Origin of the sequence: Vibrio sp. SCSIO 43136 (genome assembly GCF_023716565.1) — a bacterium.
Lineage (GTDB): Bacteria > Pseudomonadota > Gammaproteobacteria > Enterobacterales > Vibrionaceae > Vibrio.
Window position 1 is genome coordinate 1,528,743 of record NZ_CP071848.1, and the last position, 13,218, is coordinate 1,541,960.

Annotated in this window: 14 protein-coding genes; 11 read left to right on the forward strand and 3 right to left on the reverse strand. The window is 43.5% G+C overall.

Annotated elements, in window-relative coordinates; translation table 11 throughout:
• The first annotated feature begins 1 nt into the window (after window position 1).
• The 4 genes from J4N39_RS07015 (at window position 2) to ttcA (ending at window position 3,661) form a co-directional block, all read left to right on the forward strand.
• Complete coding sequence (locus J4N39_RS07015) at window positions 2–673, forward strand: sulfite exporter TauE/SafE family protein (protein ID WP_252023487.1); 672 nt, start codon at window positions 2–4, stop codon at window positions 671–673.
• A 100-nt stretch (window positions 674–773) separates the two neighbouring features.
• Window positions 774–1,520, forward strand: coding sequence for a fumarate/nitrate reduction transcriptional regulator Fnr (fnr, locus tag J4N39_RS07020; RefSeq protein WP_252023489.1), 747 nt, complete (start codon window positions 774–776; stop codon window positions 1,518–1,520).
• Window positions 1,521–1,662: 142 nt separating this feature from the next.
• Window positions 1,663–2,604: a universal stress protein UspE gene (gene uspE / locus J4N39_RS07025; protein WP_252023491.1), complete on the forward strand. Its 942-nt coding sequence runs from the start codon at window positions 1,663–1,665 to the stop codon at window positions 2,602–2,604.
• A gap of 127 nt (window positions 2,605–2,731) precedes the next feature.
• Window positions 2,732–3,661 carry a tRNA 2-thiocytidine(32) synthetase TtcA gene (gene ttcA / locus J4N39_RS07030; protein WP_252023493.1) on the forward strand — a complete coding sequence of 310 codons (930 nt, stop codon included), beginning with the start codon at window positions 2,732–2,734 and terminating at the stop codon, window positions 3,659–3,661.
• 46 nt (window positions 3,662–3,707) lie between these two features.
• Here the strand turns inward: ttcA and J4N39_RS07035 are convergent, their stop codons facing one another.
• Genes J4N39_RS07035 through J4N39_RS07045 form a run of 3 tightly spaced genes read right to left on the reverse strand, consistent with a single transcriptional unit; the run spans window position 3,708 to window position 5,970 of the window.
• Window positions 3,708–4,361, reverse strand: a complete 654-nt coding sequence (locus tag J4N39_RS07035; protein ID WP_252023495.1) for a DUF2987 domain-containing protein — start codon at window positions 4,359–4,361, stop codon at window positions 3,708–3,710.
• Window positions 4,362–4,376: 15 nt separating this feature from the next.
• Window positions 4,377–5,171 (reverse strand): glucosaminidase domain-containing protein, encoded by a 795-nt coding sequence (locus tag J4N39_RS07040; protein WP_252023497.1) that lies wholly within the window; start codon window positions 5,169–5,171, stop codon window positions 4,377–4,379.
• The gene (locus J4N39_RS07045; protein WP_252023498.1) at window positions 5,164–5,970 is read right to left on the reverse strand and encodes a DUF2189 domain-containing protein; all 807 of its coding nucleotides are present in this window, start codon (window positions 5,968–5,970) and stop codon (window positions 5,164–5,166) included. The genes J4N39_RS07040 and J4N39_RS07045 overlap by 8 nt, the downstream gene beginning before the upstream one ends.
• Window positions 5,971–6,286: 316 nt before the next feature.
• Between J4N39_RS07045 and potA the strand changes: the two genes are divergently transcribed.
• From potA to J4N39_RS07080, 7 genes are all read left to right on the forward strand, one after another.
• Entirely contained in the window at window positions 6,287–7,387 is a 1,101-nt protein-coding gene (potA, locus tag J4N39_RS07050) for a spermidine/putrescine ABC transporter ATP-binding protein PotA (protein ID WP_252023499.1), read from the forward strand.
• Complete coding sequence (gene potB, locus J4N39_RS07055) at window positions 7,371–8,228, forward strand: spermidine/putrescine ABC transporter permease PotB (RefSeq protein WP_252023649.1); 858 nt, start codon at window positions 7,371–7,373, stop codon at window positions 8,226–8,228. Before potA ends, potB begins: the two co-directional genes overlap by 17 nt.
• On the forward strand, window positions 8,228–8,998 hold the full coding sequence (gene potC, locus J4N39_RS07060; protein WP_252023500.1) for a spermidine/putrescine ABC transporter permease PotC: 771 nt from the start codon (window positions 8,228–8,230) through the stop codon (window positions 8,996–8,998). Before potB ends, potC begins: the two co-directional genes overlap by 1 nt.
• Window positions 8,999–9,086: 88 nt before the next feature.
• Entirely contained in the window at window positions 9,087–10,124 is a 1,038-nt protein-coding gene (locus tag J4N39_RS07065) for an extracellular solute-binding protein (protein WP_252023501.1), read from the forward strand.
• Window positions 10,125–10,317: 193 nt separating this feature from the next.
• Window positions 10,318–11,361: an extracellular solute-binding protein gene (locus J4N39_RS07070; protein WP_252023502.1), complete on the forward strand. Its 1,044-nt coding sequence runs from the start codon at window positions 10,318–10,320 to the stop codon at window positions 11,359–11,361.
• Between the two features lie 95 nt (window positions 11,362–11,456).
• On the forward strand, window positions 11,457–12,245 hold the full coding sequence (locus tag J4N39_RS07075) for a GGDEF domain-containing protein (protein WP_252023503.1): 789 nt from the start codon (window positions 11,457–11,459) through the stop codon (window positions 12,243–12,245).
• A gap of 183 nt (window positions 12,246–12,428) precedes the next feature.
• Window positions 12,429–13,208 carry a GGDEF domain-containing protein gene (locus tag J4N39_RS07080; RefSeq protein WP_252023504.1) on the forward strand — a complete coding sequence of 260 codons (780 nt, stop codon included), beginning with the start codon at window positions 12,429–12,431 and terminating at the stop codon, window positions 13,206–13,208.
• The last annotated feature ends 10 nt before the right edge of the window (window positions 13,209–13,218 follow it).

The window sequence follows — 13,218 nt, forward strand, 5'->3', positions numbered from 1 at the left end:
AATGAACATTGATTGGCTTGGGGCCTTTTTGGTCGGAATGTTGGGTGCAGGCCATTGTTTAGGAATGTGCGGGGGAATTGCCTCCGCCGTATCGATGGGCAACCCTTCAGCACGTTCAACTTTTGCAGTAACTATTGGCTACAATTTGGGTCGCATTCTCGCTTATTTTGTCGCGGGTGCTGTGATTGGCGGGGCAATGTCATCATTGGCCCAGTTGGCCAATGTAAATTCAACACTTGCTCTCCTTAGATTAGTCGCTGGTATATTCATGATCCTGCTAGCACTTTATATTGGTCGTTGGTGGCATGGCCTGCTTGCGATTGAGAAACTTGGTCAGCACGTTTGGACAAAAATATCTCCAGCGGGAAAGAAGCTTTTGCCGCTTAAAAGCCCACTCCATGCAATTCCATTCGGATTCATCTGGGGGTGGCTACCTTGTGGCTTAGTCTACTCAACGCTTACTTGGTCAGCCGTATCTGGTAGTGCCCTCAATGGTGGTTTGATAATGGTTGCTTTTGGGCTCGGGACGTTACCATCGCTATTGTTGGTAGCAATGGGAGCCAACAAGCTGCAAAAGCTTCAACAGTCCGTGCTGTTTAGACAGATAGGAGCCGTCCTGCTACTGATTTATGGACTCTATACGATCTATGATGCAGTCGGCCTTTTTTATTAATTCGTTATATCCTTTTGTTTTATATAGAAACTTTTTCGCTATCCTTTAGTATTAGGAAGTGTTAAAATCTTGATGTATATCAAATTAGTGCTTGGAAGTTATGATTTCTGATAAACCTGCAACGAAGCGTATTCAATCTGGTGGTTGTGCAATCCACTGTCAAGATTGCAGCATCAGCCAGCTGTGTATCCCATTTACACTGAATGAGTCTGAGCTAGATCAGCTTGATGAGATTATCGAGCGTAAGAAACCTATTCAAAAAGGTCAGGAGCTATTTAAAGCTGGGGATGAGCTTAAATCTCTCTATGCTATTCGCTCCGGAACGATTAAGAGTTACACCATTACTGAGCAAGGTGATGAGCAAATTACTGCATTCCACTTAGCCGGCGATTTGGTTGGGTTTGATGCTATCAACGATAGTGAACATCCAAGTTTTGCTCAGGCGCTTGAGACATCCATGGTATGTGAGATCCCGTACGAGATCCTTGATGACCTTTCAGGCAAAATGCCTAAGCTTCGTCAGCAAATCATGCGTCTTATGAGTAATGAAATTAAAGGCGATCAGGAAATGATTTTGTTGCTTTCGAAGAAAAACGCCGAAGAGCGTCTAGCAGCATTCTTGTACAACCTTTCTACTCGTTTCTCTCAACGCGGTTTTAGCCCTCGTGAGTTTCGTTTAACCATGACTCGTGGCGATATCGGTAACTACTTAGGTCTGACCGTAGAAACCATTAGCCGCCTGTTAGGTCGTTTCCAGAAGTCTGACATTCTGAGTGTAAAAGGTAAGTACATCACGATTATTGATCATGATGCGCTTCAAGATTTAGCTGGCGTAAGTAAAGGCTAAAATTCCTTATTGCAGTGGCGTAGAAATGCGCCACTTCATACTTCTCCCTTATTTCTTCCGATTTTTCTCATCTTAAAGTCTCCAATACGCTACAGTTATTAATGAGGTATCCCCTAACCCATTGGTTTGTAAGGAGCTGGATATGAGTATCTACAATCGAATTCTTGTTGTTGCGGACATTAATAGTGAAAAACAGCCTGCACTTGCCCGAGCTATTCAGTTAAGCGAGAGTAGTCGCTCAGAAAGTAAAATAACCTTCTTTTTGTCCATCTACGACTTTTCCTACGAAATGACGTCGATGTTATCTGTCGATGAGCGAGATGCGATGCGTAAAGGCGTTGTTCGACAGAGAGAGCTGTGGATGAAAGAAGTTGCAGCACCTTATTTGGAGCAAGGCGCTAATATCGATGTCAAAGTCGTTTGGCACAATCGCCCTTATGAAGCGGTGATTGCTGAAGTCTTCGCTGAAAAACACGAGATTGTGGTTAAAGCAACTCGCAAGCATGATGTACTTGAATCCGTTATTTTCACCCCTACCGATTGGCACTTACTCCGAAAGTGCCCATGTGCTGTATTACTGGTGAAAAACCATGATTGGCCAGTCAATGGTAATATTATGGCATCGGTACATGTCGGTTCAGAAAATCCGACTCATCTTGGACTTAATGATCGAATGGTTGAGCAACTCCAAGATATCTGCGGCCGTTTGAATGCTAATCCGATCTTAGTTAATGCGTATCCAGTTACCCCCGCCAACATCACTATTGAGCTCCCTGAATTTGATCCGGCAAGTTATACCGATGCGGTGCGCGGTCACCATTTGACAGCGATGAAGGCGTTGAGGCAAAAGCACAGTCTAGATCAAGACAACACTCGCACTGAACAGGGCTTGCCGGAAGATGTTATTCCAAAATTGGTCGACGAGTTAGATGTCGGTTTAGTCATCTTAGGTACAACGGGGCGAACTGGGCTATCTGCAGTGTTTATTGGCAATACTGCTGAGCACGTGATAGACAAAATCAACTGTGACGTTCTTGCACTTAAGCCCGAGGGGTTTGTCAGTCCGCTAGACCCTATCCAGTAGTCAATTGATAAGTTACTCATCAAAGGCAAGGTTAACCCCTTGCCTTTTTTCATTTTGGGACTAGCGTTCGTCAGATATATCCGTATCATACGCACTTCGAATTCCTAAGGGTTACTAGTGAAGAGTTATGACAGAGCAAACTGAACAACGTACCAAAGCTCAACAGTATAATTTTAATAAGCTACAAAAGCGTATTCGTCGCCATACAGGCCAAGCGATTGCTGATTTCAACATGATTGAAGATGGCGATCGAATCATGGTGTGCCTGTCGGGTGGCAAAGATAGCTTTACTATGCTTGATATTTTGATGAGCTTACAAAAAAGTGCTCCAGTCAACTTTGAACTTATCGCAGTCAACCTAGACCAAAAACAACCTGGTTTCCCTGCTCACATTTTGCCGGAGTATCTAGAAGAGTTAGGCGTTGAGTACAAGATTGTTGAAGAAGATACCTACTCTATCGTTCAAGACAAGATCCCTGAAGGTAAAACAACTTGTTCGCTATGTTCACGCTTGCGTCGTGGTATTTTGTACCGCACAGCTAAAGAGCTAGGTGTGACTAAGATTGCGCTAGGTCACCACCGTGATGATATTATCGAGACGCTGTTCTTGAACATGTTCTATGGTGGTAAGATCAAGGGAATGCCACCAAAACTGGTTTCTGACAATGGCGAGCATGTTGTTATTCGTCCATTGGCTTACTGCCGTGAAAAAGACATCATCAAGTATGCAGACATGCGTGAGTATCCAATCATTCCATGTAACTTGTGTGGCTCTCAGCCGAACCTTCAGCGTCAGGCGATTAAGCAAATGCTCAATGGCTGGGACAAGCAGTTCCCGGGTCGTATTGAAACTATGTTCCGCGCTATGCAAAATGTGGTACCAAGCCACCTTGCTGACTTTGAACTGTTTGACTTTAAGAGCATCAATCGTGATTCAGGTGTGATCAACGGCGGTGATATCGGTTTCGATAAAGAAGAGATCCCCGTAGTGGCACCAGATAGCGATGATGTGGTTGAGTTTGATCCAAGCATGCAGCTGAATGTCACTAACATTTAATTTGCTGAATATATTAAAAAAGGTCGCTATATAGCGACCTTTTTTTCTACTTAGCGCCAGGTAAATACGGCAGAATTCGGGTCGTAGTCCCTGGTAAAACCACTGAATCACCTTCCTTCAAATTGGCTAAATTCAAGTAAGCGCGACCATTCTCAACAGGAATTGTATCTCCGTTTGATACTTGAATTGGTGCGGTTACCGATGGGTCAAACTCTAGAGTTAAACCTTCGACATCCGGGGTGAACCAACTGGCAAACATACCGCCAAGGTCTTCAAGCATGACCTGCATCTGAGGTAGGAGTGGTGCCATCTGGGCGTAATCCACTTTACCCGATAGTGGCTCTTTAGCCATTACGACCAATGAGTAATCGCAACGTTTATCTCTTTCTGTTTGAACAAACACCAATGGATTTGCGGAGCGTAGATTATTGTCCAGTGGAACCTTTAACTCGTACCCAGACACATCAAATTCTTCGTAGTGCTCTTCTTTTTCCATCCAAGCTTTTTCAAGGCGACATAAGCCTTTATTTTGTGCATCAACAAAGAAGATCCCAACTTTAACGTCTTGGTGCCCTTCTTTTGCATTGTTCTTAATTTGTGAAAACAGCTTAGAATAAGTGAACATATATTCTTGGGCTGTTGTTGGTGTTGAGACCAGTAAACCGGTAATAAGGGCTGCAATCGCAGAGTACTTCTTCATCCTCTAGCATCCATTCTATTGTAAGTATTGTTTGTTGTGATTAACCATTGCTCTAAGCTCAGTGATGTAGTCTTGACCACGCTCAGAATAAGCGCCCAACTCACCGATCAAAGTGGTTGCACTTTGCAAGGACAATAAGTCACTGTCTACACTGGCTAACTCGTGGCGTTTTACTCGGAGTGCTTTGTAAGCGGTATTTCGGTTGATATTCATAAAGTATGCGTGCACCGATTGTTGTACCGAGTCAAATTTTGCCACTTCATGAGTGGCTCCTTCGTTACGTTGTAATGGAACTAAACCACACCCCTTACGATAACACCACTGACCAAAAAAGTTATTTGCTTCAGTAGCAAAGCGTGATGTTCCCCATGCCGATTCATTTGCAGCTTGCGCCAACACCATAGCAGGGGGAATGACATTAATACGATTGAGTGCACTATCAAGCCATGTGCTATCAATAGTATCAGTGACGGGAAGGCTGTATAACTTTGCTAACCTTTTTGCATAACTTAGCTGCGACGAGGTGATAGCTTCTCCATCATCAAGGGCCAGTCTCATCTTTTCCACTGCACTGCGTTCTTTGGTCACTCGATAGTTTTCTAGGGCGACTTTAGGCTTGAGATAGTCAAAGAACGCTTGTTTCTTTTGTTTTACGTCAGTGATGGTAGAAAAGTCAGGTTTAGGGGCCGCTAGAGCGGCCATTAGTTCTTTTGGTATGTCACTATTTTCATTGTTATCGCGCTCGATGAACAAAACAAAAGCCGCTATTGAAGCAATAGCGGCAAATATCCATTTCTTGTTTTTAAGCATCAAATGTCCCTGGATGATTGCTCGGAGGTGTGGAAGAGCTTGGTACGTCGCTGGCAACAATTTTTAGACGGATACCAAACATATTGCGGTAGAGCACCCCTTTCACATGGAAATAGAAAGGTACTACAAATATCAAGCCAAGCCCGGACATCAACATTGCCACAACAAACATCAAACCCAAGATGGTATAGATGCCTGCGATTGGGATGAGCTTTTTGTTCACCGCTCTTAGTGAAATAAGTAATGACTGCATCGGTGGCACTCTTTTTTCACAAATAAGCAAAATAGAATGGCTAAAGGCCAAGGTTAAGTAAAAGGAAACAAACGGTAACAATACACTCGCTATTCCTTGAAGCAGCATGCTAAACAGAGTGGCAAGGATCACTGGTACGGTAAATTGTAGGCCTTTTGTTATGTGGCGCACTTTGGTCTTAAGCCCTGCAGCGTGACTCATGGCCATCAAGCTGATGCCAGCATATAAAGGTGCTCCAATTACTTCGTAACTGAAGTTGGCAACAAATATCGATTGAACAAAACGGTCATCAATCAGAGAAGGGTCTTTCACTATATCTAAAAGTATTTTTGCGTCGCCGTACTGAAGATCGAGGGCAACATAGAAAATTGCTACTTGGATTGCTACTAGAGTCAGGATAGCTGGAGAGAAATTAAGAAAATGGCGGATAGTAAATTTCCAAGCCTCTTGAATAACGGACGCAACCGATAGTTCGTACTTACCGGATAAAGCTGTCTCGAGGCTGCCGCCTAAATTAAAGTCTTTCTCTATTTCGTGGTTTTTCATATCAATTCCATGAACGGCAAGTGCCGAGCACATGTGTAAAATTGGCCGTCATTATAAGGCAAGTCGCACTCCTCACCATATCCTAACTTGTAATAAGCACTTTTTTTTACTGCAATTTTGGCGAATAATTGTACTAATGCAGCCTTGAATCTATTCTTCTTCAAGTATGGTAGATGTGTACCATTTTAGCGCCTAAAAAAAATCTGTTTCAAAGTAATAAAACGCTTTGAGAACAAAGAATACGGATTTATGATGCGTGCCCTTACGACCACTCTGTGCGACTTGGTTTAACTCGCTAACGGGAGAGATAAAGACATTGAACAGACCATCACATGTAGTAGAGCTTTCATCAATCGATAAGAGCTTTGACGGCAAGCAGATTATTGGCAACCTAGAGCTTAACGTAAACCACGGTGAGTTTCTTACGATTTTAGGTCCGTCGGGGTGTGGTAAAACCACCGTATTACGCATGATTGCAGGATTTGAAAGCGCAGATTCAGGCAGCATACAAATTGATGGTCAGGATGTTACTGACACCCCTGCGGAACAACGCCACGTCAACACGGTATTCCAGAGTTACGCTCTGTTCCCTCATATGACAGTGTTCGACAACGTGGCTTTTGGCTTAAAGATGCAAAAAGTCCCATCGGCAGAGATTGAGCCACGTGTTATTGAAGCGCTGAAGATGGTACGTCTAGATCATATGGCGCAGCGTAAACCGCATCAACTATCTGGCGGCCAGCAGCAGCGTGTAGCGATTGCTCGCGCAGTGGTTAACAAGCCTAAAGTATTACTGCTCGATGAGTCCTTGTCGGCGCTTGATTATAAGCTACGTAAGCAGATGCAGATCGAACTTAAGCAGCTTCAGCGTCAGTTGGGTATTACCTTTATCTTTGTTACCCACGATCAAGAAGAAGCGCTATCGATGTCAGATCGCATCATCGTTATGCGAGACGGTCAGATCGAACAAGATGGTACGCCGCGTGAAATTTACGAAGAACCAAAGAACTTGTTTGTTGCTCGCTTTATTGGCGAGATCAACGTGTTCAACACAGAAGCTATTGAGCGGCTGGATGACAAGCGTATTAAAGCCAATATCGAAGGTGTTGAGTCAGTCGTCTATTATGACCAACCAGTCATGCCCAATGACAAGCTACAAGTTCTGCTTCGTCCGGAAGATCTGCGTCTTGAAGAGATCAAAGAGTCAGAAGAGAAAGGCATTGTGGGCCATGTCGTTGAGCGTACCTATAAGGGTATGACGCTCGATTCTGTGGTCGAGCTAGACTCTGGCATGCGTGTCATGGTCAGCGAGTTCTTCAACGAAGACGACCCTGACGTAGACCACTCTCTCGGCCAAAAAGTGGCTGTAACATGGGTAGAAAGCTGGGAAGTGGTGCTGGCTGATGAAGAAGCTTAATCTACAAAATGCCATCGTTGGCTTGATCGTAAGTTGGTTAGTGATTTTTGTTTTACTGCCTAACTTGATGATCATAGGAACTAGTTTCCTTACCAGAGATGAAGCCAATCTTATAGAGATGACCTTCACTCTCGATAACTACGCACGCTTGGCAGATCCACTCTACTTCAAAGTATTGTGGCACTCATTTTACATGGCGTTGATAGCCACCGCGATTTGTCTGGTCGTTGGTTATCCATTTGCTTATATCGTGGCAAAAATGCCTGAAAAATGGCGTCCGTTTATGCTGTTTTTAGTGATTGTACCTTTTTGGACTAACTCACTTATCCGCACCTACGGACTAAAAATTGTATTGGGTACGCAAGGGATCTTGAATAAGAGCTTAATGGCGCTCGAAATTATTGAGCGCCCTATTCGCATTATGTACACCGAGTCAGCTGTGATGATTGGTCTGGTTTATATCTTGTTGCCATTCATGATTTTGCCGTTGTACTCTGCAATCGAAAAGCTCGATGGCACCTATATTGAAGCGGCGAAAGATCTTGGAGCAAACAAACTTCAAACGTTCACTAAGGTGATACTGCCTTTAACGGCACCTGGCATCATCGGTGGTTGTTTGCTTGTTCTACTTCCTGCATTGGGGATGTTCTACATTTCAGACTTGCTGGGTGGAGCTAAGAACTTGCTAATTGGTAATGTGATCAAAAGCCAAGTGCTCAATGCGCGTGATTGGCCGTTTGGTGCGGCAACCAGTATCGCACTCACCGTTGCAATGGCTGTCATGCTGTATGCCTACTACAGAGCAGGCAAGTTACTAAATAAAAAAGTGGAGCTGGAGTAATGGGTAAGTCTACTAAATTTGGATTTATGGGCTTGGTTTACCTATTTCTTTACCTGCCTATTATCGTATTGATCGCCAACTCCTTTAATGCCAATAAATTTGGTATGAAATGGGGTGGATTTACCTTCAAGTGGTACGAAGCCTTAGTCAATAACGATAGTTTGATGCAAGCAGCATGGCACTCGCTAACAGTAGCGGTGTTTTCAGCCACAGCAGCAACTATCATCGGTAGCCTTACAGCGGTGGCGCTGTTTCGCTATCGTTTTAAAGGCAAAGGCGTGGTCAACGGCCTACTGTTTGTTGTCATGATGTCGCCTGACATCGTGATGGCAATTTCTTTGTTGGCTCTGTTTTTGGTGGCGGGTTTCCAACTGGGTTTTATCACGCTGTTTTTCGCTCACATCACATTCTGTTTGCCATTCGTTGTGGTGACAGTATATAGCCGACTTAACGGCTTTGACGTAAAGATGCTTGAAGCGGCAAAAGACCTAGGTGCTGGAGAGTGGACGATCCTAAAACAAATCATCCTGCCTCTAGCAAAGCCCGCAGTGGCTGCTAGTTGGCTACTAAGTTTCACCCTGTCATTAGACGATGTGATCATAAGCTCGTTCGTGACTGGGCCGACTTATGAGATTTTACCACTTAAGATCTACTCTATGGTTAAAGTGGGCATCTCTCCTGAAGTAAATGCCCTCGCAACCGTAATGCTGATCGTATCTCTAATTCTGGTTGTTATCTCTCAGCTTCTAGCACGAGAGAAAATCAAATAGGGTCATCAAACCACCCTATTGTTACGCAGCACTGTGATATGCAGTGCTGCTTTTTTATCATTTACGTACATTTTTGGAGTTAACGTACATGAAAATTTGGTCTACTTTACTCACTGGTAGTGCCTGCATGCTGTCTTTGCTGGCGAACACAGTAACAGCAAGCGAAAAAGATAAAGAATTGGTGTTTATGAACTGGGGGCCTTACGTCTCAAGTGAAATTTTGCAGCAGTTCACTAAAGAGACGGGCATTAAGGTGATTTACTCAACTTATGAGTCGAATGAAACCCTCTATGCAAAGCTCAAGACACATAACCAAGGCTATGACCTAGTTGTGCCTTCAACATACTTTGTCGCTAAGATGCGTGATGAAGGCATGTTGCAAAAGATTGATAAGAGCAAGCTCTCGAACTTTGACAAGTTAGATCCAAACTATCTAGATAAACCTTACGACCCAAATAACGACTACTCTATTCCACATGTCGTAGCCATTACAGGATTGGCAGTAAATACCGACCTTTATGATCCAGCAGAATTTACCAGCTGGGCAGATTTGTGGAGGCCTGAGTTTGAAGGTCAACTGATGCTAATGGACGATACACGCGAAGTGTTTCATATCGCACTGCGCAAGTTGGGTTATTCAGGAAACTCAGTGAAGGATGAGGAAATCGACCAAGCCTATGCAGAACTGCAAAAGCTGATGCCTAACGTTTTGGTATTTAACTCAGACAACCCAGCGGCCCCATATATGTCAGGAGAAGTTGGCCTTGGTATGCTTTGGAATGGCTCCGCAGCAGCGGCTCAAGCCGAAGGCTTACCACTTGAGCTAGTGTTCCCTAAAGAAGGTGGGATTGGTTGGGTCGACAATTTTGCGATCACCTCAAATGCAACCAATGTAGACGCAGCCCATAAAATGATCGATTTCCTATTGCGTCCAGAAATTGCGGAAAAGATCTCTCAAAGTGCGGGCTACTTGACGGCTGTGAAAGAGTCTAACGATAAGTTTAGTGATGTTGCTCCGCTTTTCCCATCACAGCAAGACCTTGAAAATGTTGAGTGGCAAGACGCTGTAGGCGATAAAACGTTCAAGTACGAAGAATACTTCTTAAAACTTAAAGCTGGACAATAATCAGTTTTTGAAACGGCTCATTGTGAGCCGTTTTTTTATTCATCAAACGAATCAATATCTTCCCTTCACTACTTTTTCACCTCATACTTTTCCCGTATAATTTGTCGCTCAAATTCACGGAAAGCCCCATATAATTCAAAACTAACTACGGTTAGTTACCTCGGCTTTCCCACTAATCAGGTAATGGCGACCTATGAATAACTTCTCAAAGCTGTTTGCTGGAATTCTTAGCCTCTCAACCCTTTACTCTGCTCAAGCAGTTTCTGCCGATCAAGAGCTCTATTTTTATAACTGGTCTGAGTATATTCCTGGTGAAGTTCTCGAAGATTTTACCGAAGAGACGGGGATTAAAGTTATCTACTCTACCTATGAGTCAAACGAGAGCATGTATGCCAAGTTAAAGACTCAAGGAGAAGGTTACGATCTAGTGGTACCTTCAACCTACTTCGTGTCGAAAATGCGTAAAGAAGGTATGTTGCAAAAACTTGATAAATCTAAGCTCGAGCACTTTGACGATCTAGACAGCAATTACCTAAACAAACCATTTGATCCGAGTAACGACTACTCTATCCCATACATTTGGGGTGCCACCGGCATCGGTATCAATACCGATATGTTGGACAAAGGTTCAGTGAAAAAATGGGCAGACCTTTGGGACAGTAAGTGGGTTGGTCAGTTGATGATGATGGACGACTCTCGAGAAGTCTTCCACATCGCCCTAACTAAGCTAGGTTATTCAGCAAACACTACCAATCCAGATGAGATCAAGGCGGCTTACGAAGAGCTGCGTAAGTTAATGCCTAATGTATTGGTATTCAATTCAGATTTTCCTGCAAACCCTTATCTAGCTGGTGAAACTTCGATTGGTATGCTTTGGAACGGCTCTGCGTATATGGCTCGTGAAGAAGGTGCATCAATTGAGATCGTTTGGCCGGAAAAAGGCACAATCTTCTGGATGGACAGTCTTGCTATCCCAGCGGGTGCAAAAAACGTAGAAGCTGCGCATAAGATGATCGACTTCCTTACTCGTCCAGAAAATGCAGCTAAAATAGCAATGGAGATTGGTTACCCTACTCCAGTAAAAGCGGCTTACCCTTTGTTGCCAAAAGAGTTTGTTAACGATCCAAATATCTTCCCTCCTCAAGAGGTGATGGATTCAGGTGAGTGGCAAGACGAGGTAGGCGAAGCTGCTTCTATTTACGAAGAGTATTATCAGAAGCTCAAAGTAAATATGTAGTTTTACATTGAGCGGCAGACATGCCGCTCTTTTTCTATCTGACGTAGCGCTCTGATAGGTCTATACTTTTTACGAACAACCGATCGGAGAATGTTTTGACGTGGTTAAATACCCAAGCACTTAGGCTACCAGCATTAATCGCTTTACTTGGAATTGTTCTAGCCATTTATAGTGAAGCTTTTTATATCAGCTCTAAGACTGACTTGTTGTTTGAGACTTCGACGATTGCCGTTCTCACCTACATTTATCTCATCATCAAAGATTTTTTGCTAGATACACCGAAAATCCGCTACGGGTTTTATTTGATGTTTGTATCCAAGATCTACGACGTCCTCACCGAAATTGAGCCCGTTGATGAGTTTTTTAGTCGTCACGCACTTGTTGATAGCCTTCTGGAAGATGGTACGCTACAAGTGAGCTACTTGTTGGTTGCTGTTGGTATCAGTCAGATCGCTTTTCGTCTTAAGCACACCAGTTTCAAGGATGAAATGACTGGGTTGTATAACCGAAGAAAGCTTGCAGAAATTGAGCTAGAAGCTTTTGAGATCATTTACTTTGATTTGGACGGCTTAAAAGTGATTAATGACAAGCAAGGTCATAAAGCTGGTGATCGATACATAACCCATTTTGCCCACACGCTTGATTACTGTGTAAATGAACAGGAGCTGGCAATTAGAGTCGGAGGTGATGAGTTTGTGACCATTTTAGAGCTCAATCGAACTGAAGATTTTCTCCAGCATCTTGATAAACTTCTCTCCGGAACTGACGTTAAATACAGCTATGGCACCATAAGTACCACGTTAGAGAATCTTGATAACGCACTTAGTGCTTCAGATAAAGCCATGTATGAAATGAAGCGCTCGAGAAGTTCGAGCGAAGCCTAATAAGTTCTCAGTTTAACCCGACTCGTTTCCGTTCCTCTGAGAGATGCCTCGCACTTCCCTCGATAACTCACGATATGAAGATAGTTGTTTAGCTGTTTAAAAAACCATTAGTGCTCTGTCTCACATTGATCTTGGTTCAATTTTTATATTATTTGTTCATTATTCAATGACTGTATTTAAGAAGTGAATCTACTCCATACCCAATCACTGAGGATCCTCGGTCTACTCTTCTCCCTCACCCTGCTTGTGACTTATTACAGTGACGAGTTGGCTATCGAGTCTCAAAGCGATATCTTCCTTGAGGGGCTATCGGTTGTGGTATTGGTCTCGATCTTGATTACGGTTCGTGATATCAATTTTGAAAACATAACCATTCGGATTGGCCTCACTTTTCTAATCATATCCAAACTATTTGATACGATTACCGAATCCGACTTAGTGGATGAGTTATTTGAAAATTCTGAGTACATAGAGTTACTGCTAGAAGATGGTCTACTCCCAGTGGGCTACTTACTGATCTCAATTGGGCTTACCCAAATTGCTTATCGACTCAAATTGGCTAGCCAGAAAGATGAACTTACTGGTCTGTTTAATCGACGCAAGCTGTCAGAAATCACCTTAAATAGCTTTGAGTTGATCTACTTTGACCTTGATGGGCTTAAACAAGTTAATGATGGCTACGGCCACTCAGCGGGTGATAGATATATTATTCAGTTCGCTCATGCGCTGGAAGTTTGTATGCAAGAACAAGAGTTAGGCGTGCGTCTTGGTGGTGATGAATTTCTAGCGATAGTGAAGCCTGGCCGTGCTCAGATGTTTATCGCTACGCTGGATAAAGTATTGGCCCCTACTGAGGTGGCGTATAGTTATGGTGTGCAAAGTGGCACTATCGATGACCTCGATAATGCCATCATTAAGTCTGACCGAGCGATGTATAAAATGAAACGGGCAAAAGCCGCTTAGCTTTTACCCG

Excerpts from the sequence above, each read along its gene's own strand:
- J4N39_RS07015 (WP_252023487.1), top strand. The coding sequence starts at position 2 with ATGAACATTGATTGGCTTGGGGCCTTTTTGGTCGGAATGTTGGGTGCA.
- fnr (WP_252023489.1), top strand. The coding sequence starts at position 774 with ATGATTTCTGATAAACCTGCAACGAAGCGTATTCAATCTGGTGGTTGT.
- uspE (WP_252023491.1), top strand. The coding sequence starts at position 1,663 with ATGAGTATCTACAATCGAATTCTTGTTGTTGCGGACATTAATAGTGAA.
- ttcA (WP_252023493.1), top strand. The coding sequence starts at position 2,732 with ATGACAGAGCAAACTGAACAACGTACCAAAGCTCAACAGTATAATTTT.
- J4N39_RS07035 (WP_252023495.1), bottom strand. The coding sequence starts at position 4,361 with ATGAAGAAGTACTCTGCGATTGCAGCCCTTATTACCGGTTTACTGGTC.
- J4N39_RS07040 (WP_252023497.1), bottom strand. The coding sequence starts at position 5,171 with ATGCTTAAAAACAAGAAATGGATATTTGCCGCTATTGCTTCAATAGCG.
- J4N39_RS07045 (WP_252023498.1), bottom strand. The coding sequence starts at position 5,970 with ATGAAAAACCACGAAATAGAGAAAGACTTTAATTTAGGCGGCAGCCTC.
- potC (WP_252023500.1), top strand. The coding sequence starts at position 8,228 with ATGGGTAAGTCTACTAAATTTGGATTTATGGGCTTGGTTTACCTATTT.
- J4N39_RS07065 (WP_252023501.1), top strand. The coding sequence starts at position 9,087 with ATGAAAATTTGGTCTACTTTACTCACTGGTAGTGCCTGCATGCTGTCT.
- J4N39_RS07070 (WP_252023502.1), top strand. The coding sequence starts at position 10,318 with ATGAATAACTTCTCAAAGCTGTTTGCTGGAATTCTTAGCCTCTCAACC.